Annotated in this window: 19 protein-coding genes and 2 pseudogenes; 14 read left to right on the top strand and 7 right to left on the bottom strand. The window is 61.1% G+C overall.

The genetic code is table 11. The annotated features are described in order from the left end of the window. Positions 1-22 precede the first annotated feature (22 nt). From GWL_RS08150 to GWL_RS08140, 3 genes and pseudogenes are all read left to right on the top strand, one after another. The gene (locus tag GWL_RS08150; protein ID WP_008328621.1) at positions 23-826 is read left to right on the top strand and encodes a transporter substrate-binding domain-containing protein; all 804 of its coding nucleotides are present in this window, start codon (positions 23-25) and stop codon (positions 824-826) included. A 346-nt stretch (positions 827-1,172) separates the two neighbouring features. Beyond that, positions 1,173-1,448: pseudogene (locus tag GWL_RS22945) on the top strand (contractile injection system protein, VgrG/Pvc8 family); the annotation flags it as partial. A gap of 319 nt (positions 1,449-1,767) precedes the next feature. Next, a complete protein-coding gene (locus tag GWL_RS08140; protein WP_034350291.1) occupies positions 1,768-2,202 on the top strand; it encodes a hypothetical protein in 435 nt (144 codons plus the stop codon). 86 nt (positions 2,203-2,288) lie between these two features. Here the strand turns inward: GWL_RS08140 and GWL_RS22940 are convergent. Then, positions 2,289-3,076 (bottom strand): annotated as a pseudogene (locus tag GWL_RS22940) (IS5 family transposase). Positions 3,077-3,209: 133 nt separating this feature from the next. Here GWL_RS22940 and GWL_RS23325 point away from each other — a divergent pair. The 3 genes from GWL_RS23325 (at position 3,210) to GWL_RS08135 (ending at position 4,900) form a co-directional block, all read left to right on the top strand. After that, positions 3,210-3,689 (top strand): hypothetical protein, encoded by a 480-nt coding sequence (locus tag GWL_RS23325; RefSeq protein ID WP_157174208.1) that lies wholly within the window; start codon positions 3,210-3,212, stop codon positions 3,687-3,689. Continuing rightward, positions 3,690-4,271 carry a hypothetical protein gene (locus tag GWL_RS23320; RefSeq protein ID WP_157174207.1) on the top strand — a complete coding sequence of 194 codons (582 nt, stop codon included), beginning with the start codon at positions 3,690-3,692 and terminating at the stop codon, positions 4,269-4,271. 128 nt (positions 4,272-4,399) lie between these two features. Then, positions 4,400-4,900, top strand: coding sequence for a hypothetical protein (locus GWL_RS08135; protein WP_157174206.1), 501 nt, complete (start codon positions 4,400-4,402; stop codon positions 4,898-4,900). Between the two features lie 44 nt (positions 4,901-4,944). On the opposite strand, the gene GWL_RS08130 is transcribed toward GWL_RS08135, so the two are convergent. Further along, positions 4,945-6,255 carry a hypothetical protein gene (locus tag GWL_RS08130; protein WP_008328618.1) on the bottom strand — a complete coding sequence of 437 codons (1,311 nt, stop codon included), beginning with the start codon at positions 6,253-6,255 and terminating at the stop codon, positions 4,945-4,947. A 166-nt stretch (positions 6,256-6,421) separates the two neighbouring features. Beyond that, on the bottom strand, positions 6,422-7,495 hold the full coding sequence (locus GWL_RS08125) for a nucleotide excision repair endonuclease (protein ID WP_237713541.1): 1,074 nt from the start codon (positions 7,493-7,495) through the stop codon (positions 6,422-6,424). Positions 7,496-7,783: 288 nt separating this feature from the next. Here GWL_RS08125 and GWL_RS08120 point away from each other — a divergent pair, with 288 nt between their 5' ends. The 4 genes from GWL_RS08120 (at position 7,784) to GWL_RS08105 (ending at position 10,891) form a co-directional block, all read left to right on the top strand. Continuing rightward, positions 7,784-9,478: a thiamine pyrophosphate-binding protein gene (locus GWL_RS08120; RefSeq protein ID WP_008328616.1), complete on the top strand. Its 1,695-nt coding sequence runs from the start codon at positions 7,784-7,786 to the stop codon at positions 9,476-9,478. A 2-nt stretch (positions 9,479-9,480) separates the two neighbouring features. Further along, positions 9,481-9,738, top strand: a complete 258-nt coding sequence (locus GWL_RS08115) for a hypothetical protein (protein WP_008328615.1) — start codon at positions 9,481-9,483, stop codon at positions 9,736-9,738. Positions 9,739-9,882: 144 nt separating this feature from the next. Continuing rightward, complete coding sequence (locus GWL_RS08110) at positions 9,883-10,101, top strand: hypothetical protein (protein ID WP_008328613.1); 219 nt, start codon at positions 9,883-9,885, stop codon at positions 10,099-10,101. A 73-nt stretch (positions 10,102-10,174) separates the two neighbouring features. Then, positions 10,175-10,891, top strand: a complete 717-nt coding sequence (locus tag GWL_RS08105) for a type 1 glutamine amidotransferase domain-containing protein (protein WP_008328611.1) — start codon at positions 10,175-10,177, stop codon at positions 10,889-10,891. 218 nt (positions 10,892-11,109) lie between these two features. Here GWL_RS08105 and GWL_RS08100 read toward each other — a convergent pair whose 3' ends face one another. Both GWL_RS08100 and GWL_RS08095 read right to left on the bottom strand, forming a co-directional pair. Next, positions 11,110-11,358, bottom strand: a complete 249-nt coding sequence (locus GWL_RS08100; protein ID WP_008328609.1) for a hypothetical protein — start codon at positions 11,356-11,358, stop codon at positions 11,110-11,112. Positions 11,359-11,498: 140 nt separating this feature from the next. After that, the gene (locus GWL_RS08095) at positions 11,499-12,080 is read right to left on the bottom strand and encodes a DUF4142 domain-containing protein (RefSeq protein WP_008328608.1); all 582 of its coding nucleotides are present in this window, start codon (positions 12,078-12,080) and stop codon (positions 11,499-11,501) included. Positions 12,081-12,925: 845 nt separating this feature from the next. On the opposite strand from GWL_RS08095, the gene GWL_RS08090 reads away from it, so the two are divergent. Beyond that, positions 12,926-13,681, top strand: coding sequence for a YoaK family protein (locus tag GWL_RS08090; protein ID WP_008328606.1), 756 nt, complete (start codon positions 12,926-12,928; stop codon positions 13,679-13,681). 184 nt (positions 13,682-13,865) lie between these two features. On the opposite strand, the gene GWL_RS08085 is transcribed toward GWL_RS08090, so the two are convergent. After that, entirely contained in the window at positions 13,866-14,210 is a 345-nt protein-coding gene (locus GWL_RS08085; RefSeq protein ID WP_008328605.1) for a KGG domain-containing protein, read from the bottom strand. A gap of 391 nt (positions 14,211-14,601) precedes the next feature. Between GWL_RS08085 and imuA the strand changes: the two genes are divergently transcribed. From imuA to GWL_RS08070, 3 genes are read left to right on the top strand one after another with little or no spacing between them, the layout of a single operon-like run. Continuing rightward, positions 14,602-15,351 (top strand): translesion DNA synthesis-associated protein ImuA, encoded by a 750-nt coding sequence (gene imuA / locus GWL_RS08080; RefSeq protein WP_008328604.1) that lies wholly within the window; start codon positions 14,602-14,604, stop codon positions 15,349-15,351. Next, the gene (locus tag GWL_RS08075; RefSeq protein WP_034350285.1) at positions 15,278-16,762 is read left to right on the top strand and encodes a DNA polymerase Y family protein; all 1,485 of its coding nucleotides are present in this window, start codon (positions 15,278-15,280) and stop codon (positions 16,760-16,762) included. Before imuA ends, GWL_RS08075 begins: the two co-directional genes overlap by 74 nt. Positions 16,763-16,771: 9 nt before the next feature. Beyond that, positions 16,772-19,981 carry an error-prone DNA polymerase gene (locus tag GWL_RS08070; protein WP_008328601.1) on the top strand — a complete coding sequence of 1,070 codons (3,210 nt, stop codon included), beginning with the start codon at positions 16,772-16,774 and terminating at the stop codon, positions 19,979-19,981. A gap of 15 nt (positions 19,982-19,996) precedes the next feature. Here GWL_RS08070 and GWL_RS08065 read toward each other — a convergent pair whose 3' ends face one another. Beyond that, complete coding sequence (locus GWL_RS08065; RefSeq protein ID WP_008328600.1) at positions 19,997-21,178, bottom strand: diguanylate cyclase; 1,182 nt, start codon at positions 21,176-21,178, stop codon at positions 19,997-19,999. Between the last annotated feature and the right edge of the window lie 5 nt (positions 21,179-21,183).

Raw genomic sequence — 21,183 nt, 5'->3', positions numbered from 1 at the left:
TTCATACGAGGAGACAAAGACAATGACATGCAAACACCGCCTGCTGGCCCTTTCGATTGCACTCGGCCTGGGCGTTCTCGCCAACGCGCCGGCACAGGCAGATGCGCTGGCCGACATCCAGAAGGCTGGCGTGGTCCGCATCGGCGTACCGCAGGACTTTGCACCTTTCGGTTCAGTCAATACGGACCTGCAATTGCAGGGGCTGGACATCGACGTGGCCAAGCTGATCGCCCAGAAAATGGGCGTCAAAGTGCAACTGGTGCCGGTGGCCAGCGCCAACCGCATCGCCTACCTGCAGACCCACAAGGCCGACCTGGTCATTTCCACCCTGGGCAAGAATGCCGAGCGTGAGAAGGTGATCGATTTTTCCCAGCCCTATGCGCCCTACAACAACAGCGTGTTCGGTGTGGCCAGTGTGGCGGTGAGCGGCCCTGCCGACCTGGCCGGCAAGACCGTGGGCGTGGCGCGCGGTACCTTCCAGGACCTGCAACTGACTGACACGGCGCCCAAGAGCGCCACCATCAAGCGCTACGAGGACAACAATGCCATGATCTCGGCCTATGTCTCAGGCCAGGTGCAGCTGGTGGGCACGGGGGACTTTGTCGCCTATGCGCTGGCCGAAAAGGCACCCGGCAACAAGCCGGTGCTCAAGTACATCATCCATGAATCAGCCTGCAGCGTCGGCTTGAACAAAGGCGAAACCGCCTTGCTCGGCAAGGTCAACGAGGTGCTGACCTCCGCCAAGAAGAACGGCGAACTCAATGCCATCGTGCAGAAGTGGCTCAATGTGCCGCTGCCGGCGAAGATGGCCAGCACGTTCCAGTAAGCAGCAAATCTGTTTGAAGCTTCATGCCGCGATGTTGCGTCATGAAGCTTTATTTTTTCACCCATATTTCAGTCATGAATTAACGAAATTTTTCGATGGAGGTAGCCAGCCCGGATTGGCAAAATGCACGGCACAAAAATGAGCGGCCTGATTGCTGAGCGCCGCTGCCATGCAGCAGTCGATGACAGGGGATAGCACGGGGACAACTTGATGCCAGCGTGGTGTTGAAAACCAACACACGTTCGTTCGCAGCACAGCGAATGGCGGACCATCAAGATGAGGCTCTCCCGTGACGCAAGATGCAGCACCGCCCCGCCGGCAGCACAGCGCGCCTGTTGCACCGCGCTTGCTTTCCGCGCTCCTTTCTGGTTTCCCCTCTACGCTCTTCGGCCCCGGACTGTCGCAACACGCTCGCCTGATCACGCTGGCCAGCGCCCAGGAAGCTGGCTTGCCTGAATCCTTGGTCGTGGAGCGCTTCCACGGCCAGGAGAGCGTCAATGACAACTTCCAGTTCGACATCGACGCCCTTTCGGTTTCTACCGATCTCGATCTCAAGCAATTCATCGGCACCGAGCTGACCCTGCGGCTGCTTCAGGCTGACGGCAGCCGGCGCGCCTGGCATGAAAAATAAAAGGTGCCAAAGAACTCAAAGGAATGAGTGATGCGGCTAAAAAAACATACCAGTTGAAGACTGATTACTATGCGTTGGGACCAAATTGTACGACGCTAAGTATCGACGGGGCGAAAACGGCATTCCCCGAATTCGATAAAGGGGGTGAGAAATACATCCGTCTAGATGAGGTACTAAGTTTTGGAGAAAGATTGGCGCTTCAAACTATCGGCGGGCCATCACGGCTCTTTCTGCCCGCAAATCTTAAAGATTTTTTATTAAATGGTTCAACGCATAAGTCTGTTCGGATAAATAGCTACGGATCGAGGAAATGAAAAGCAAGATATTTATTTTCTTTGCAGGATGTACTGCCGCAACCTTGTTCTTATGTGGTTATTTTTATTGGAAATCCCAAATGACACATATTCACCGTCTGACGACGCCCTTACAACTTCGTACCAAAGATGTTTCAAATGGATTACTCCCTCTCGGCACAACACTCTATTACGAGACGTCTTTGGCTGAGGGGATCTCGCGCTACAAAATCTACGTCAACATTGATCGGATGCCGCTGCCGCTAGAAGCTCTTCAAGATCCCACGAAGATCGCCCCGATTGAAGCAGCCCCATTTACTCAAAGTGCACTGCTAAGACTGCTCAAAAACCATCCCATTACAAAAGATGACCTGCGAACAATCGTAAGTTCGGGCTATCTTTCCAAGGAGGAGATCCAAGAGGTCTTATACGAATTCACAAAGGGGAAATGAATATTGGCATCGGTGACGAACATTCGTATCCACTTGCGCTCCTAAGCATCGAAGCCTCTTCCGCTGTAACGCGATTAGAACTCATTTCATAAATAGCGCCGCATGAGGATGACGGAGAAAGCGAGATGAACAAAGCCGGTGTAATGATCGGCGCAACGCTCCCATCGGGTCAGTACACGCTTGAAGGCATTAAGCCAGGCAAAGAGCCGTTCGATCTTCCATCGGCGCCGGTATCGGCGCAGCGCCCGGCCATCTTGAGTGACCGCTCTTTTTCGATTGCTCTTGTGTGGTGCGATCAGTTCAATGCCTTTGGCAGCAAGTCTTTGATCGAGCGGATCACTATCGTAGGCGCGATCCCCAATAATTCGTTCGGGTCGTCCCACGGTGACAATCTCATCGAGGGTAGCCTCGACAAGGGTGACTTCATGTGGGCTAGCAGAAGACGTGTGCACGCCGAGTGGAAGACCAGTAGCGTCTGCAATAACCATGAGCTTCGTACCCTTGCCCCGCTTGGTCTTTCCGACCTTTGGGCCCCTTTTTTTGCCAACACAAACGTGCCGTCAATAAAGCATTCAGAAAGATTGATTTGGCCAACCTCTTCGAGGTGTTGCGCCAGTGCTTCGAGTATGTGCCGTAGCACGCCATTCTTGACCCAGCGCGAGAATCGTCGGAAGCATGTCGTGCCAGAGGGGAACCGATCTGGCAAATCACACCAGGCCGCACCGGTGCGGAGCACCCAGAGAATTCCGTTCATGACGGCGCGGTTGCTGTGCAATTCCGGGCGCCAACGCCCATCATCGCGTCTAGGTGTTTCTGGTATCAGCGGCTCCAGAATCGCCCATTGTTCGTCTGTTAGTTCTTCTCTTCGCGCCATACGAAGAAGTTAACACGCACGACAAAAAGTTAACAGACCCTATTTATGAAATGAGTTCTAGTTAATCCTCATGAACGATCACTAGCTCCGAGACGATTGACCGAAACATTGATTTCCTACCGTGTATTAAGTGATGAAAAATAAGATTTTGATTTTCTCAATACTACTATCAGCACTTCCTGTTTCAGGTACGGCTAACGCCGCGAATCTCGATTCGCGCAGTTCGTTCAGCAGCGGGAAGAATTCGTTTTCGTTCAAACAGGGAAGGCGGACGGTTAGATTTCATCTCGACATCCACGTCAATGGTTGGTCCATCAACTGCACAAGAACTCGGGCCGTCGTCTGGGGGGTCGATCTTGGCCTAAGTCAATCAGGTGTACCGTCAGTAAGCAAGGTTTACATCATTAACCTTGATAGCAGAAAAATCATTAATCACTACACGATCACACGTGGTCCATTTAGTGCCGCATTCAGCGCGGATCATGGAACGGTGATAGTAGATGACTATGTGGTAGACCAAAAATCGGGAAAAGTGCTGAGCATGACGGATAACGTAAAGATAGCCACTGAAGCTTGTCCATCATTCCCCGGAAAGCATTCGGAACAAAAGTAATTGATTAGTACTTCAGAAGCAGGTCAGCTCCGCAACACCACGTACGCAATTCTCATCGCCCTTGCTGCTCATCAGGCCAATGCAAGCGCAGCCATGGCTTCGCCATTAACATCAATTTGGAGAAAAAATGACACTCCGCAATACCGCGCAAGCGATCCTGATCACCCTTGCAGCGCCTCGAACATTGAACTTCGCAATTCGTTCCGCGGCGGAGCAAATGGATTCGCGTTCAAAGCAGGAACACGTACAGTTTCAATTCCGCTCGGTATCCGAGTGAGCGACTGGGCCGTCAACTGTTCAAGAACCCGTGCCATTGCATGGGGACAAGATCTAAGTAAAGCACGGATAGGTGCCCCGCCCGTTAATAAGGTTTACGTCATTGATCTAACAAAGAGAAAGCCGATTAATCATTTCACGAGAACGAGGGGCCCCTACGAAGCGGCCTTCAGCAGGAATCACAAAACAGCGATAGTGGATCACGATATCGTGGACCTGACGACAGGAAAGGTGGTCGACGTGATTTACGACATGAATCTTGATTTGGAAACTTGTCCCGCATTTCCCGGAAAGCAGTCGAACTAGTACGACTTCAGCTCTGTCAGCGCATAAATTCCCAATCACCTCAAATCGGATTCCAAGGCAGCTCGGATTTCGGTTTCCTGGTGTTGCGCAACGATGATCAATCCATGTTTTGAATCAGCCTTTCCTTCATGAAAAGAACTGCTCTACTGATCATGGCTACGGTTTTAGGCATCGCCACGGCCCTGCTCCTTGCAAGCGCAACAAAAGTCGAACAGTCATTCCCACCGCTGGAGGTGCAAGGCACAACGTATCAAAATGCCTGCACAGCGCCTGAGCGTTCCGAGCTGCGCCGCGAACTACCGCACGAGGCGCATGAATTGATCGAGACCTTGCTCTGCGCAAGCAAAACTCCCGCCCGCAAGGCCTATCTCAAGCAGCATGTCACGCCCAACGTCAACGCCGAATACAGTGGAAGCGGCCAAGAGGACCTACAAGAAGTACTTCAAGGTGACGACGAACTGCTCGATCACCTGATGAAAGCCGGTGAAGCCTGGCAAGTCACCACAACCGTCACCGATGAGCAAATTGAGGTGATGTTCTTCGTCAACGAAGCCTGCGTGCAAAGCCGCAGTCTCCGACTCGACCAAGGAAAATGGATGCTCTACGGGCTTGGTGCAGGATGCGATTAAGCAACGCGACAGCGCGCCGCCCCCGTCACTGCTGCCTCCGCTAATCAGAACTTGCTCGACACCCCCAACCCCCACTTGCGCTCCGCATCCCCGCTATCGGGCAGCAAGCCATTCGAATAATCCAGGCTCAGGCCCACGTTCTGGTTGAAGTTGTAAGTCAGCACCGACTTCCAGTAATGAATGCTGCGATTGCCCTGCAAGGCCTTCAACCCGGTATAGGTCGTGGTGAAATCAAACGGCAAGGCCGGATTGGTGGAAGACAGCGTGAACCCCGCCTGCGCCCCCAGGCGAATGAAGTCGCGATGCTGGTCAACCACATCCGCATCGCCCCGGTTGATGTAGATACCATTGCGGCTCTGACCAATCAGGATGGGCTTGAAGGCCAACCCATTGTTCCAGCGCAGGAAATCGTTGAGCACGCCGGGACGCACCGGTGTCAACGTGAAGTTGACCGTCAGCAGCCGGCTGCCGTCGGTACTGTTGACCAGGTAATCGGGACGCGCCGTCAGGTCCTCGGTATTGGCCGTATCAGCATGGGCAAAGTGGAAGGCCGACAGCATCCCTACCTGGCTGGTGCGCGTCGTGGTGATCTCGGCACTGCCACTGTCATAGTTGGTCACCCGGTTCTGCTTGAACCCGACATAAGGCACCGCCTCATAGGTGCTGCCGGGCGTCCCCAGGGGGCGCTTGTCCAGCGCATAGCCGGCAAAAACCACCACGTCATTGGTGCGTGATTGCGCTACATAGTCATTGGCCAGCGCCACCCGCGCGCGGTCGACCGAGGAGAAGCCAGCCTTGTCCCGATGGTCGATGGAAAGCTGGTCAGGATTGCCCCGAATCCGCACACGATCCATCCAGCCGGCCGGCTGTGCCGGACCGCCAGTCCCGTTAGCCGGTGGCGTTGCAGGACCAGCCGCCGGGGTAGGCACCGCCACCGGCGCTACGCCCATGCGCAAGGCCGTCTCTGCATGCGCCAGCGTCGGTGCCGCACCCGTCCCTTCACAACGCAGCGCCACGCGGCTGTTGTCCCGGAAAAAAGCCACCACATCACTGCGACCACTGGGCTGGAAGCGCGCATCCTTGCCGTCGAGCAGCGCCTGTACATCCGCAGCCATATGGTCAACGTTGCAGCTGTCGCCCTGGCAGCCCTGCCCCCCAGACTTCTCCATGGCGCGCTTTTGCAACAACCAGGCCACCAGGGCGCGCGGCGAGTTCAACGGGGCCGGATCCTGGCCAACCGATAAATAGGCCGTGCTCACCGGATAGGTACGGATCAGGGTGGCGGCGAGCCGGTCCTTGTCCAGCGTCTGCTCAGCGTTGCAGAAGCCGGTATCGGCTGCATGGGCCAGGTTCAAGCCAAGAGGAGCAAGCAGCAGGATAGCCGCTACAGGATGAGGAAGTCGTCGTTGCATCAGATCGAATGGAGAAAACGCAGAAAAACGGTGGAATTCAAACAGACGGGGTCCAGAACAGCCGACCAGGCCCGCCCGCCGAAGACACCCGGCCCGGCACAGACCTGCTTCAACTCTGCGCCAGCGGCAGGCCCGGCAGCGGACGCAATTCCAGCTGCCCCAGCAGGTAAGGCTGAATGACCAGCTTGTAGCTTTCCAGGTCAAAACCCTTGAGGCTGGCGGCCGGACGGCGGATCAGTTGCCGATGGTCACGGTCCAGCGACCCAAGATAACGCCAATGATCGATGACATGCAGCTGCTGCCAGCCATCGCCCTGCTCCACCAGTCCCATCGGACCGGCGTAAGGCCAAGGCAGGATGCGCAAGTCTTCCAGCGCCTGCATCAGGCGATGCTGGTGCTGTTCATGGGATTCCTCCCCGGTGCAGGCGCCCCGGCAGCGACGGATCTGACGACCGAAGCAGGCCATGCCGATGCCATCGGCCTGTTCCAGCCCCGTCACGATGGAGCACAGACCGTGGCGCTCGACCAGCTTGTTCAACGCTTCCCGGGCGGCGCGCTCGCTGGTATAGATGCCGAAGAGGTTCTCGGCCCGACTGAAGTGGCGCTCATCCACCTGCGCCACCCAGGGCTGGCCCGCAGGACTGAGCCGCAGCGTGAACAGGCCACGCCTGGTGCGCGGCTTCTTGTTGTGGGAAGGACGCAGATCGTGCAGCAGGCAGTTCTCCAGCAGGGCCGCGCCCAGCTCACCGGCCGTACGACGGCATTCGATACGGCGCGTGCGGCCGATCAGGTACTGTTCCTCGTGACTGTGCAGATGAGCCAGCACGCGGCTGCGCAGATTGACGCTGCGTCCCACATACAGGGCCTCGTCATCCACACCGCGCAGGATGTAGACACCGCAGGCGGCGGGCAAGGCGTCAATGCTGGCACGGTCGATGTGCAGCGGATAGCTGAAGGTGGCCGCGCGATGCGCTGCCGGCTGAGGGGCGTTGAAAGTGGCACAGGGCAGATCGAGATGGCGCAGGCCGCGCTGCCCTTCCTGCTCCAGCAGGCGCTCCACCAGGGCGGCAGGCAGCTTGCGCGGCTGAGCGGCTGGCGCCTGCGGCATCAGGGCCGGCATCGCGGCCTGCAGGGGGTGGGTCAACAGCTGGGTCAGTGAGGTGCGGTGGCGGATGGTATTCATGGCACTGGCCAAATCCTTCTTGTTGTTCATGTCACGGCGGGTGGGGCGTACTCTGTCAGGTTGCAGACGGTCCGGATCGGCCGGCCCCTCAAGTTGAAGTGGATTATGAAGTCGACCCTCTGCCACCACAGTCGGCAGGAAGATGAAGATCGTGTAGGACATTGCCGCCTGGCAGCGCCGCCACGGGTCTTCTCCTACAAGGATTTACCGCTCTTGCCGATACTGGGCGGGGCCTGCCTGGACTTACTCTTGGGCGATTCCGTCCTCTTTCCTCTTCATGGAGTCGCCATGCCCGCCACCGTTGCAGACATCCTCATCGACACCCTCTACGACATCGGCGTACGCCAGATCTTCGGTGTTGTCGGTGATGCCTTGAATCCTCTGACCGACGCCATCCGTCGCGACAAGCGTATCGAATGGATCGGTGTACGCCACGAGGAAGGTGCCGCCCTGGCCGCCGCCGGACAGGCCAAACTGACCGGCCGCCTGGCCGTCTGCTGCGGCACCACCGGCCCCGGTGCCAACCATCTGGTCGCCGGACTTTACGAAGCCCGCAAGGACCACGCGCCGGTACTGGCCATCTCGGGAGGCGTGCCGGCAGCGCGGCGCGGCACCGATTATCTGCAGGAAAATTCACCCGACATGCTGTTCCGTGACGTCGCCGCCTACAGCCAGGTCGTCACCAGTGCAGAACAGGCGCCAGCCGTGTTCCATCAGGCCATTGCCCAGGCTTATGCGCAACGCGGCGTAGCACACCTGAACATTCCTGCAGACATCATCGGCGCCAGGCTCAGCGGCACCGTGCCCAGTATTGCTACGCTGCGCGAGCGCAGTGAACTGGCACCGCCGCCCGCCGACATTGCCGCCGCCGCTGAACTGATCAATGCCGCCGGATCGGTCGCCATCTTTGCCGGCCATGGCTGCCGGGGTGCCATCGACCAGGTGCTGGCGCTGGCAAGCAAGTTGCAGGCGCCGGTCATGCACACTTTCCGGGGCAAGGACCTGGTGGCGTACGACCATCCGCACTGGATCGGAGGCGTCGGCCTCATCGGTGGCGCGCCCGGCACCGATGCCCTGCATGCGGCCGAGGTGATGCTGATGCTGGGCTCGGACTATCCCTATTCGGAATTCCTGCCCACCCGCTCCAAGGTAATCCAGATCGACGAACGCAGTTTCGTGCTGGGTCGCCGCGCCCCGGTCACGCTGGGCATCACCGGCTCGGTCGGTCCGGCCGTGCGGGCCTTGCTAGAGCAGGTCGAGGGCAAGACCGATGGCAGTTTCCTGCAAAAGACCAATGCCGACCGCGAACGCTGGAACAGCAAGCTCGATAACGCCGCCGAGATCAAGCGCCATCACAAGAAGATCAAACCGCAAAGCGTGGCCCGTGCCGTGAGCGACCTGGCCGAGGACGATGCCCGCTTCGTCATCGATACCGGCGTGGTCACGCTCTGGTGCGGCAACTGGATCCGCCAGCGTGGCCAGCAACGCCTGCTGGCCTCGTTCAACAATGCAGCGGTCGGCACTTCCTTGGGCCAGGCCAACGGCATCCAGGCCCTGGACCGTGAACGGCAGGTGATCGTGGCCGTGGGTGATGGCGGCTTCACCATGCTGCTGGGCGAATTCATGACCAGCGTGGAGCACAGATTGCCGGTGAAGGTGATTGTCTTCAACAACCGCGAATGGGGCCTGGTGCATCTGGAGATGGAAGAAGCCGGCCTGCCCGCCTTCGAAGGTTCAGAATTCCCCAATGCCGACTTCGCCGCCTTCGCCCGCGCCTGCGGCGGCCAGGGCTTTACCGCCCGCACGCCCGAGCAGTTGCAGGAAAGCCTGCAGCAATTGCTGGCCGCGCCCGGCCCGGCAGTACTGGATGTGTTCATCGATCCGTCGGAACTGCCGGTCATGCCGCACATCAAGATGGAGCAAATCTGGCGGTTCGGCCTGGCCAAGGTCAAGGAAAGCCTCATTGCCATGCAGGGAGGATGAGCATGAACGCCATCGAACAGCAACGAGAGCAATACGCAGCGCAACTACGCGCCCGCTTCGAGGACTACAAGCGCTGGGCCATGGCGCACTGGCCGGTGACCGATCAGCCGCTGCAGGACAGTGCCTTCATCGCCGCCGAACGCGAGCTGGAACTGATTACCGGCAGCATGCTGCACCCGGGCCGCAAACCCGACGGCATTCCCGCAGCCAGTGCACAGCCGGGGCAATTCGAAGAGGTCACCCCGGCGCCCTGGCCCTGAGTCCCGGCCGCCTCGCGCATTCTTACGTACGGTTGCGCCGCCCGCTTATAGGGAGGCAAAGGCGCACGCAGTAAGCTGTCTTTCACGGGCCGCACCCACTGATGCAGAGCTCGGCCCTGTCCATCAGAACAGAAGGAGAACAGCATGAGCGCAAGCAAATCCGACAAGAATCATCGTCCCAACCAGTACGACACCCCGTCCGAAGTGGCCCTGGATGAAGCCAATGAGATGAGCTTTCCTGGCAGTGATCCGGTAGCCACCTCCAACATCACCCGCATCGAGAAGGCACCCGAGATGGAAAAGGCCAGGGACGACCATCAGAATAGCCACCGGGTCAAGCAGAACACACCCAAAGCGGGCTGATTCCTGTCCGCCCGTCCCATTTGCAGGGGCGGCCGGTGCATGCCGGCCGCCTTTCTTTTTTGAAGGGAGAAGCATGATGAGCAATCGCTACAACCAGTTGAAAGTCGCCGTCCTGGTGACCGACGGCTTCGAGCAGGCCGAACTGCTGGAACCCAAGAAGGCCCTGGAGGCTGCCGGTGCCACCGTCCACATCCTCTCCGACAAGAGTGACAGCGTCCAAGGCTTCAAGCATGTCGACAAGGGCGAGGTCGTCAGTGTCGATGGGCGCCTGGATGCGGCCAACCCGGCCGATTATTCCGCCGTGCTCCTGCCCGGTGGCGTGGTCAACGGCGACGCCATGCGCCTCTTGCCCGAGGCGCGTAATTTCGTGCGCGCCGCCAACGACGCGGAAAAGCCCATCGCCTCCATCTGCCACGGCGGCTGGCTGCTGATTTCGGCTGGTATCGCCAAGGGCCGCACGGTCACCAGTTGGCCCAGCCTGCAGGACGACTTCAAGAATGCCGGCGGCCAATGGGTCGACCAGGAGGTGGTGCGGGACGAAAACTTCGTCTCCTCGCGCAAACCCGCCGATATTGCGGCCTTCAACAATGAATTCATGAAACTGCTGGATGAGCAGCAGCGCCGTGAACAGCGCCAGCAGCCCGTCGGCAGTGCCACGGACGCTTCTGCCTCAACGGCAAGCGGCAAGCCGCAACTGTCCGACAAGGGCCGTGCTCCCGCCGCGCCGCCCGATCATGAAAATGAAGCCTTTGCCGTGGCCCACGGAGAATCGGCGCAAAGTGACGGCTGAGGGCGGTTTCAAGGCGATATGAAGGAAAATTAAAATCGAGGGGCGCTCCCCTCGATTTTTTTGGGCTGGCGCCGGATTTCGCATGAAGCCAGACCATGCAGCGTGAAGGAATTGGCTGAAATCCGGATGCCGTAGAAACAGCAAGGCCGCCCGGTTCGAGCCGGACGGCACCAAGACCATCTGGAATGCCTGCCCGCAGGCTGGTCCGCGTGGGCGAGCTACCTTGTCTGTTCTCCCTGGTACCTGTGCATGGCCTCGGCCAGCAAGGCCAGGGCGGCCTTCTCTGCCGCCTTGCGCTTCTTGCAGATGCGCACCGGTTGTGTGCCCAGGTCGTGCAGATCCATGTGCCAGAGTTCATCGATCCGGGTATCGATGTAGGCGACATATTTGTGCTTGTCCAGCTTGGCGACACGCGGCATGAAATGACCGGCTTGCTGCTGTTGGACAGATCTGGCGAAGTGTTTCATGGCAAGTCTCCAGGGCGCACGGGGCGTGGGGGACGTCATGACGAAGGGTCGGAAGCAGGGCTGCCTTCAGCTTAGTCGATCAGCGTCGCAAAGGAAGTTTTATTTCATTGCGACGCACGGTTGACTGAAGAAGATGTCACTCATTCATTCGCTTGTTTCTTGGCGGCATCCATGCTCTGCTTCAGTTCGCGGCCCATTTTCAGGTGTTCCTGCAGTCCCGGGAGGGTCTTGGTGGCGAAGTTCTTCACATCCGGGTCTTGCGCTTGCTTGGAGGACTTCTGGAACAGCTTGACCGCATCCTCATGGGCGGATACGCCGATCATGCTGGCATAGCGCTTGTCGAAGGTATGGCCCGAGAGCTTGTCCAGGATGGCGATCTTGGCGCGCTGGGCCATGCTGGGTTCGGTGGGCAAGGTGACATCCTTGCTGGAAGCCAGTTGCTTGAGCTGTTCATCGACCGTGGTGTGCTGGTCGATCATCTTCTGGGCGTAGTCCTTGACGGCCTGGTTGCTGCTTTTTTCCAGCGCGATCTTGCTGGCTTCGATTTCGGCATGGCCTGCCTCGGCGGCATTGGTCATGAAGCTTTTATCCTTGCTGTTGACCGATTCGGCGACGGCGTTCAAGGACAGGGCGGCACCGGCCAGCATCAGGACGCCGGCGCCGATCAGGCGACGACCGGTACGGGCTTGCAGGCGAGGATGAAGGATCTGGATAGGCTGCATGAAGGGCTCCTTTACTGGATGGATGAGAAATCTGCTTGCGACCCGCGCCGGGCCGTCATGCTTTCACTTTAGTCATGAAGTGGAACGGCTTGCATCAGACAGCGCCAATGACCGATGTAAGAATCGATGAGCGCTTTTTGCGCAGCGGCTGAAATCACCGCTGGCGGAAATTTCGCTGCCGGCAGCGCCGGTGCGTCCGGCGCCGCAAGTGTCGCCATCTGGCGACTACGAACTGCCGGAAGTGCACAATGCCGACATGCACCAGGTCAATATCGGCCATGGCTAGAGCCGGTGCGGCTTTGGGCGGCATGGGAGCGCTTGCGGTGTAGGCGTTTTCCTACGCATTAATTGGGCACTGTCCGATGCTCTTTTTTGCAGCGCACCGCTACCATGTCTTCAACGTACTCGAAACCGAGGACCTCACATTCCGACATGAACGTCCCCCTCCGTCATGTCATGAATACAGTCCATCCCCCATCGGTTTATCCCCACGAGTCGTTTTCATAAGCAGAAATTCTCCGAAGATTCCCCCGATCCTCGGCGTCTTATATCCCTCCCCCTCAGGCCGCCTCCCCCAGGCGGTCTTTTTTTTGTTCATCGCCCCCGACAACAACACCCGCCCCCCTGACTCAGGTCAGGCATTGCTGCATCCTTCACCGCATCGGGCCAGGAAGAAGTATTCTTGTCAGCATAAGAAACACTGAAGGCAAAGGCAGCAAGACGCCACCGTCGATCTGCGCAGGAATGGGCGAAGACAAGCGACTCCCTCTCCAGCGTGAGCGCGACGAACCGGCGACCTGGGGATGCTGCCGCCTGGTGTGCTTGCCTCTACGTCTGGATCCGTCATGCCCATCGATTACCTGCGCCGCCTCACCAGCCCGGCGCGCACCGACCTCTCCAACCGCCACCTGGGGCGCTCGCTGGCCTTCATCGCCGGCGCCGTCAATGCCGGGGGCTTTCTCGCGGTGGGCCAATACACGTCTCACATGTCGGGCATTGTCTCCTCGCTGGCCGACAACCTGGTGCTGGGGGAAACCCTGCTGCTGGTGGCCGGCGCCAGTGCCTTGCTGTCCTTCCTGCTGGGGGCGGCCTGTTCGGCGATCATGATCAACTGGGCAAGGCGCCGTGGCCTGCACAGCGAATATGCCATGCCGCTGATGCTGGAGGCGATGCTGTTGCTGTGCTTCGGCATCCTGGGTTCCAACCTGGAGAATCACCGCTTGCTGTTCGTGCCGGTCACGGCGGCCCTGTTGTGTTTCGTGATGGGCCTGCAAAATGCCATGATCAGCAAGATCTCCCGCTCGGAGATTCGCACCACCCACGTCACGGGGCTGGTGACCGACATCGGCATCGAGATCGGCAAGATGTGCTACTGGACCCTGGCGCCGCGCCAGCCCGGCGAAGCGATGGCGGAAGATCCCGTGCCCGGCGCACGACGCAAGTTCATGCTGCTGTCCTCGTTGCTGCTGATGTTCTTCCTGGGGGGCGTGACCGGGGCCTTCGGTTTCAAGGCCCTGGGTTTCGTGGCGACCATGCCGCTGGCGGCCGGGCTGTTCCTGCTGGCGCTGGTGCCGATGATGGATGATCTGGCGCGGCACTGAGGCGCAACCGGCCCTCTGCGGGCAGAAACAACAAAAAAGGCGCTGTCCGCGCCTTTCGTTTTCTTGTTATCAGCTTCTTGCACTGACGGTACGAGCCTGGGCCCTGTTCTTGATATTTTTTGATATTTTTTGATGTTCTGCACCGTACTGCGCCCGCTGCCTGAGGCGGCCGGGTTCTTTCCTTTCAGCCTTGCTGCTGCGGGGTGCTGTCCGACTGCTGGGGTTGCTGGAGGGCGCCATTGCCCTCTTGCGGTGTGCTCTGGTGCATCTGCGCTGGAGCAGAGCTCGCGGCGCCGTTGCCGCCACTGCCATTCTGCGCTGCCGCCGCTGCCGCTGCAGCGTTCTTGCGACCATGGCTGTTCAGGCCACCCTTGCGTCCGGCTTCCCGGGCTTCGGCCGAGCTGAACTCATGCGCCGCCCCCTTGGCATGGGCAGCCTTGCCTCCCATGCTGGCGATCTGACGCTGTTTCTCCTTGTCCATGGCGGCAAAGCCGCGATTGCTGTTGCCCGGATTCTCTGAATTTGCCATGTGTGACTCCTTGTCTTGGATGATCGAATGGATCGAATGGAGCAGACATTTGCCATCCACCCGCCCTACTGCCCTGCGCGAGCATGTGGGTGGCAACCCAACTTCTTGTCCACGTCTGCAGTGTAAAAAGCCTCACCGATACTCACTATCGGAAGAGCTCCCCAGCCCATGTCAGCAATGGCCGTCAGACATGTAGGAAAACTTGAAGATGAGCTTGTGTTTTGGATATCGATCTTCGGGATTGATGACATTTGCAGAGATTGCCTGAAGCAAATTTCATTTTCCTGATGGCTCATGACGTGAAGACAGTTTTTGTCACACCTCAAAAATTTTACTGTATATTTATACAGTCATTTGTTTTTCCTGCATTCAGCGTCCTCCCGTTCATTTCATGTTGACCTCCGCCTCTCCGGTTCGCACTCCGGAAATCATCCACCCTTCGCTCTGGCTGGCCTCCCAGCTGGCAAGAGGAGGTGCGCGCGGGATCGCCAGCGGTTTTGAAGCGCTCGATGCCGAACTGCCCGAACGTGGCTGGCCACCCGGCGTATTGATCGAGTTGCTGTTGCCGCAGGACGGCATCGGCGAACTGCGCCTGTTGCGCCCGGTGCTGGCGCGTCCACCGACCAGTGACCAGCACCGGACGCGCGCGCAGCGCATTGTGCTGCTGCAGGCGCCGCACCCGATCAATGCGCCCGGCTGGGCGCAGATGGGGGTGGAGGCCGCACGGCTGCTGCAGTTGCAGGCCGCTCATGCGGCCGATGCCTGCTGGGCCGCCGAGCAGGTGCTGCGGGCCGACAGTTGCCAGGTCCTGCTGATGTGGCAGCCGCGCCTGCGCAAGGGTGACCACGACCTGCTGCGGCGCCTGCATGGGGCGGCCCAGGCCGGGCAGACCCTGTTCTTCATGCTGCGGCCCCTGTCCTGCGCCCGCGAACCTTCACCCGCGCCCCTGCGGCTGACGCTCAAGTCGGCGCGTGACGGACTGGAGATCGGTTTTCTCAAGCGTCGCGGCCCCCTGCGCGAACAGAGCCTGTTTCTCCCTTTGCTGCCTTCACCGAATCTGCAACGCCATGTCTCCCCTGTGGATCGCCGTACACCTGCCACTGCTGCCGCTGGAAGTCTTCCGTCCGAACTGGCTGGATGAGGCCCCCGCCGTGGTCTTCGAGCGCGACCGCGTGACCGCGCTGACAGCGCCGGCGCGGGGGCTGGGCGTGCAGGAAGGGATGCGGCGCGGCGGCGTGCAATTGCTGGCTCCCGAGGCCCATCTGCACGAGCGCGACACCTTGCGCGAAGACACCACGCTGCAGCAGGCCGCCCTGGCCCTGCTGCAATACACGCCCCAGGTCACGCTGGCCGCAGAGGCGTGCATCCTGCTGGAGGTGGGCGCCAGCCTGCGCCTGTTCGGCGGCATCCGCGCCTTGTGCCGCAAGATCCGCGTGACCATCGCCCGGCTGGGCCTGTCGGCCATCCTGTCCTGCGCCGTCACGGCGACCGGGGCCTGGCTGCTGGCACGCTACGGCTACGTGCGCACCCTGGGCCCGACATCCCTGCAACGGCGCCTGGACCGGCTGCCGGTAGTACTGCTCAGCGCTGCGCGCCCCCATCTGGAATGGCTGCACGGACTGGGCTGCCGCCAGCTCGGCCAGGTGCGACGCCTGCCCCGCGCCGGATTGCAGCGCCGCTGCGGCAAGGACCTGCTGCTCATGCTGGACCGGGCCTATGGCGCTGCCCCCGAAGTCCATGACTGGATCGTGGCTCCACCCAGCTTCCAGGCCCGGGTGGAGCTGCCGGACCGCATCGAGCAGACCGACGTCCTGGCCGCCTATGCCCAGGGTTTGCTGGCGCAACTGGCCGGCTGGCTGGCCGCGCGTCAGCTGGCCATCAAGAAACTGCGTCTGTGGCTGGAACATGAACGCGGACGCCAGGCGGTCCCTCCTACCGAATTGCAGGTGGCGCTATCGGTGCCGGCCTGGCAGGAAGACCATCTGCACACCCTGGTCAAGGAAAAACTGGCCCGCTCCTTACTGCCCGCCCCGGCCATCGCCCTGGGCCTGGCCGCCGATGAACTGGAAAGCCGGCAAGCCGCCAGCGAGATGCTCTTCCCCGAGCCCGGCGGCAGTGCCGAGGATCACCAGCGCCTGCTGGAGCTGCTGGTAGCGCGGCTGGGCGCGGACAAGGTACAGCAGGCCGCGCCACGCGCCGATCACCGGCCCGAGATCGCCAACCGCTGGTGCAGCGTGATGCAGTCCGCCGCCAGCCTGCCCGCGCCCTTGGGCAGCGATCCGGCACGGCTGCCGCCACGCCCGCTGTGGCTGCTGCAGGAACCCCTGCCGCTGCGGGTACAGCAGCACAAGCCCTTCTATCGGAGTGCACTGGAATTCACCTCGCCGCCCGAACGCATCGAAGCCGGCTGGTGGGAAGGCCGGCCCCTGACGCGCGACTACTTCACGGCGCGCGATGCCGGCCACGCCTATTACTGGATCTTCCGCCAGTGGCGTGGCGGCGAGTGGTCCGATGAAGAACCGCAGTGGTTCCTGCACGGCTTGTTTGGCTAGGAGAAACGCATGCAAACCGCTCTGCCCGACTATGCCGAACTGTATTGCCGCACCAACTTCAGCTTCCTGCACGGCGCCTCGCATGCGCAGGAACTGGTAGAACGCGCCATCGAGCTGGGCTACCGTGCCCTGGCCATCACCGATGAATGCAGCATGGCGGGTGTGGTGCGCGCCCATGCCGCCTGGATTGAGCAGTTCGAACGCGGCAAGGCCAAGGATTTCAAGCTGCTCATCGGCAGCAGCTTTCGTTTCACGGCCCTCCAGGAAAATCCGGCCCATCCCCTGGCCGCCATGACCCTGGTGGCGCTGGCCAGGAACCGCGAAGGCTATGGCAACCTCTGCGAACTCATCACCCTGGCCCGCACCCGCGCCGAGAAAGGCCGCTACCTGCTGTCACCGGAGGATCTGAGCCAGCCTCCGCCCGCCTTGTCGCACCTGCGTGCCCTGCCCGATTGCCAGCTGATCCTGGTGCCGGACTATCCGGCCAACGAAGAGACGCTGGATGCCCAACTGCGCTGGTTCTCCACCCTGGCACCCGGTCGTTCCTGGGTCGGCATGACGCGGCTGTATCGCCCTCTGGACGACCTGCACCGCGCCGCGCTGGACGCAGCGGCGCGCCGGCATGGCCTGCCGCTGGTAGCGGTGGGCGACGTGCAGATGCACCAGCGGTCACGCAAATACCTGCAGGACGTGGTCACCGCCATCCGCCTGGGCAAGCCGGTGCAGGAATGCGGACTGGCCCTGGCCCCCAATGCCGAACAACACCTGCGCCCGCGCATGCGGCTCTCGCTGGTGCATAGCCCGGCGACGCTGGCCCAGACCCTGACAGTGGCGGCCGATTGCCATTTCAGCCTGGCGGAATTGCGATATGAATATCCTGACGAGCTGGTGCCGCTGGGCATGAGCCCGGCCGACTACCTGCGTCAGGAAACCCTGGCCGGTGCCGTCAAACGCTATCCACAGGGGATTCCTGGCGAGGTGCGCGAACAGATCGAGATGGAACTGTCCTTGATCGCCAAAAAGGAATATGAAGCTTATTTCCTGACCGTCTACGACCTGGTCAAGTTCGCCCGTTCACGCGGCATCCTCTGCCAGGGACGCGGCTCGGCGGCCAACTCGGCGGTATGCTACTGCCTGGGGGTGACCGAAGTCGATCCGACTTCCACCCGGCTGCTGTTTGCCCGCTTCATCAGCGAAAAGCGCGAGGAACCGCCCGACATCGATGTCGACTTCGAGCACCAGCGCCGCGAAGAAGTCATCCAGCACATCTACCGCAAGTACGGCCGTCGCCGCGCCGCGCTGGCCGCCGCCGTGCACAGCTACCGGCCACGCGGGGCCTTGCGCGAGGTCGGCAAGGCATTGGGGGTGGATGCGGCCATCGTCGATACGGTGGCCAAGTCGCAGCACTGGTTCGACAGCCGGGAAGAATTGCTGGCCCGCTTTGCCGAAGCCGGGTTGGACCCCGAATTGCCGCAGATCGGGCTGTGGGCCAGCATTACCGGCAAACTGCTGCGCTTCCCGCGCCACCTGTCGCAGCACACCGGCGGTTTCGTGATCGCGCGCGGGCAGTTGTCACGGCTGGTGCCGATCCAGAAGGCAGCCATGCAAGACCGTTCCGTCATCGAATGGGACAAGGATGACCTGGAGTCGCTCAGACTGCTCAAGGTCGACGTGCTGGCACTGGGCATGCTGACCGCCCTGCGCCGTTCGCTGGAACTGGTGAGCCTGCGGCGCGGCTTGCCGCAGGTGATGCAGATGCACGACATCCCCCGCGAAGACCCGGCCACCTTCGAAATGATCTGCAAGGCCGATACCATCGGCGTATTCCAGATCGAGAGCCGGGCCCAGATGAGCATGCTGCCGCGCATGCAGCCGCGCACCCAGTACGACCTGGTGGTGCAGGTGGCCATCGTGCGGCCCGGTCCGATCCAGGGCGGCATGGTTCACCCCTATCTGCGGCGGCGTGAACTGGTGCGCGAGGGCGGCAGCTTCGACTACCCGGACAACACCCGCAAGAGCGGCAAGATCAAGAAGGTGCTGGAGCGCACCCTGGGCATCCCGATCTTCCAGGAACAGGTGATGGATGTGGCCATCGAGGCGGCCGGCTATTCGCCCAGCGAAGCCGATGACCTGCGCCGCTCCATGGCCGCCTGGAAGCGCAAGGGCGGCATGGGTCCGCACCATGAACGGCTGGTGCTGGGCATGACCGACAATGGGTATTCCCGCGAATTCGCCGAAAGCATCTTCAACCAGATCGAGGGTTTCGGCGAATACGGTTTCCCCGAGAGCCATGCCGCCAGCTTTGCCCTGCTGACCTATTTCAGCAGCTGGCTCAAATGCCATGAGCCGGAAGCCTTCCTGTGCGGCCTGCTCAACAGCCAGCCCATGGGCTTCTACTCGCCCTCGCAGTTGATCCAGGATGCGCGTCGGCATGGGGTGAAAGTGCTGCCCGTCAATGTCTTGCGCAGTCGCTGGGAATCCATCCTGGAGCTGGATTCCACAGGGCATGCGCGGCCTGCGGTGCGGCTGGGCATGAGCCTGTTGCGCGGCATGCCGGAACAGGCGGCGCAGCGCATCGAAGAAGCCCGCAGAGAACGGCCCTTTGCCGATGTCGATGACCTGGCCCGGCGCGCTGCGCTGGACCGCCACGCCCTGCAGGCCCTGGCGGCAGGCGACGCCTTGCGTGAACTGGCCGGCCACCGGCGCGCCGCGCTGTGGCATGCCGTGGGCGCAGTACCTGATCGTGACCTGCTGCGCACGGCGCCACGCGGAGATGATGCAGTTCAATTGGAAGCGCCCGGCGAAGGCGACCAGATCATCGACGACTACCGCGCCATGAACCTGACCCTGCGCCGCCATCCGCTGGCGCTGCTGCGCGAGACCCTGCGGCGGCGCCGCTTCATGAGCGTGGCCGATCTCAACGGCTTGCAGAATCGCCAGTTCGCCTGCTGCTGCGGCATCGTCACGGTGCGCCAGCGCCCGGGCACGGCCAAGGGTGTGATCTTCATGACGCTGGAGGATGAAACCGGCTCGGCCAATGTGATCATCTGGCCTGCCGTGCTGGAGCGGCAGCGCAGCGAGGTCTTGAATGCGCGCTTGCTGGGGGTGTATGGCAGCTGGCAGTGCCAGGGCGAGGTGCGCCATCTGGTGGCCGGACGTCTGGAAGACTGGACCCATCTGCTGGGCGAGCTGCAACCGCGCAGCCGGGATTTCTTCTGAAGCAACGTGACTCGATCAGGCCGCCAGCGCCATGCGGAAGGCATTGCGCCCTTCACTCTTGGCGCGATACAGGGCCTGGTCGGCTTCGTGCACCAGGGCATCCCAGCTCTTGGCACAACCCGGCCGCAAGACGGCCAGCCCGACGCTGATGGTGACCGTCTGTCCATGGCCGAAGTCGTGACTGCACACGGTTTCCAGCAGGTGCTGGGCGATCCGGCGCCCTTCTTCCTCGGCCCCGTCCGGGAAGACCGCGCAGAATTCCTCGCCGCCGTAGCGCCCGACCATGCCCCTCTGGCCACAGTGCTCACGCAGCAAGGCACCGATGTCGGCCAGTACGCGATCGCCGACCAGGTGGCCGTGGGTGTCGTTGATGCGCTTGAAATGGTCCACGTCGATGAAGGCCAGCGTCAGCACCCGCCCGCCCTGCACCGCCTGGGCCAGGGCCTGTTCGCCGCAGCGCACCAGCTCGCGGCGGTTGAGGGTGCCGGTCAGTTCATCTTCGGTGGCCAGGCGCTGCTTGTCGGCCAGCAGGCGTTCGAAGTAGATCATCATCAGCGACACCGACAGCAGCAAGGTGCCACTGATGGGAATCAGGTAGATCAGGGCCACGCCCAGCATGCGCATCTGGGGCGGCATGAACAGTTCCGGATGCGACAGCGAAAGCAGCAGCCGGCTCACATGAGTGGCGCTGAGAATGAGCAAGGCAGCCATACCGATCCAGCGGCCAAAGGTCCAGCGCGGATAGCGCCGTGCCAGCGGGCCGGACAGACCCTTGAAGAATTCATGCAGCACCAGGCAGAACACCAGCTGCAGCCCGCCCACGGCGAGGTAGGAACGATGGGTGAAGTCGGCGCCGCCGATGAGCAGTGCGACGAAGAGCAGAACATAGACGATGATGAGCCAATGCGGCCAGCCACCCGACTGGCGCTGGTAGAAACTGCGCAGGCCGCACCAGGCCACGATGCCCGACGAAAAGACCAGCGTGTTGCCCACCAGCAGACCGAGCAAACGCAGGTTGCCCGCCAGCCCCGCGTACACCCCGACGGTAATGCAGATACCCAGCGCCGAAAATACCCCCGACAACGCCCACAGCCGCGTGAAGCGTTCTGACGGCGTGCTGATGAACAGGCCGGTCATGATCACGCCACTGCAAAACTGAACGATGGCCAGCGCGATGCTGGCGGTGAAAGGATTCATGCGGA

This window comes from Herbaspirillum sp. GW103 (genome assembly GCF_000261365.1).
In the GTDB taxonomy this organism is placed as follows: Bacteria; Pseudomonadota; Gammaproteobacteria; order Burkholderiales; family Burkholderiaceae_D; genus Herbaspirillum.
This window is presented reverse-complemented; position numbering and strand designations above follow the sequence as displayed.

Excerpts from the sequence above, each read along its gene's own strand:
- GWL_RS08070 (WP_008328601.1), top strand. The coding sequence starts at position 16,772 with ATGCAAACCGCTCTGCCCGACTATGCCGAACTGTATTGCCGCACCAAC.
- GWL_RS08120 (WP_008328616.1), top strand. The coding sequence starts at position 7,784 with ATGCCCGCCACCGTTGCAGACATCCTCATCGACACCCTCTACGACATC.
- GWL_RS08100 (WP_008328609.1), bottom strand. The coding sequence starts at position 11,358 with ATGAAACACTTCGCCAGATCTGTCCAACAGCAGCAAGCCGGTCATTTC.
- GWL_RS08140 (WP_034350291.1), top strand. The coding sequence starts at position 1,768 with ATGAAAAGCAAGATATTTATTTTCTTTGCAGGATGTACTGCCGCAACC.
- GWL_RS23325 (WP_157174208.1), top strand. The coding sequence starts at position 3,210 with ATGAAAAATAAGATTTTGATTTTCTCAATACTACTATCAGCACTTCCT.
- GWL_RS08085 (WP_008328605.1), bottom strand. The coding sequence starts at position 14,210 with ATGGCAAATTCAGAGAATCCGGGCAACAGCAATCGCGGCTTTGCCGCC.
- GWL_RS08090 (WP_008328606.1), top strand. The coding sequence starts at position 12,926 with ATGCCCATCGATTACCTGCGCCGCCTCACCAGCCCGGCGCGCACCGAC.
- GWL_RS08115 (WP_008328615.1), top strand. The coding sequence starts at position 9,481 with ATGAACGCCATCGAACAGCAACGAGAGCAATACGCAGCGCAACTACGC.
- GWL_RS08125 (WP_237713541.1), bottom strand. The coding sequence starts at position 7,495 with ATGAATACCATCCGCCACCGCACCTCACTGACCCAGCTGTTGACCCAC.
- GWL_RS08105 (WP_008328611.1), top strand. The coding sequence starts at position 10,175 with ATGATGAGCAATCGCTACAACCAGTTGAAAGTCGCCGTCCTGGTGACC.
- GWL_RS08095 (WP_008328608.1), bottom strand. The coding sequence starts at position 12,080 with ATGCAGCCTATCCAGATCCTTCATCCTCGCCTGCAAGCCCGTACCGGT.
- GWL_RS08135 (WP_157174206.1), top strand. The coding sequence starts at position 4,400 with ATGAAAAGAACTGCTCTACTGATCATGGCTACGGTTTTAGGCATCGCC.
- imuA (WP_008328604.1), top strand. The coding sequence starts at position 14,602 with ATGTTGACCTCCGCCTCTCCGGTTCGCACTCCGGAAATCATCCACCCT.
- GWL_RS08150 (WP_008328621.1), top strand. The coding sequence starts at position 23 with ATGACATGCAAACACCGCCTGCTGGCCCTTTCGATTGCACTCGGCCTG.
- GWL_RS08110 (WP_008328613.1), top strand. The coding sequence starts at position 9,883 with ATGAGCGCAAGCAAATCCGACAAGAATCATCGTCCCAACCAGTACGAC.
- GWL_RS08065 (WP_008328600.1), bottom strand. The coding sequence starts at position 21,178 with ATGAATCCTTTCACCGCCAGCATCGCGCTGGCCATCGTTCAGTTTTGC.
- GWL_RS08075 (WP_034350285.1), top strand. The coding sequence starts at position 15,278 with ATGTCTCCCCTGTGGATCGCCGTACACCTGCCACTGCTGCCGCTGGAA.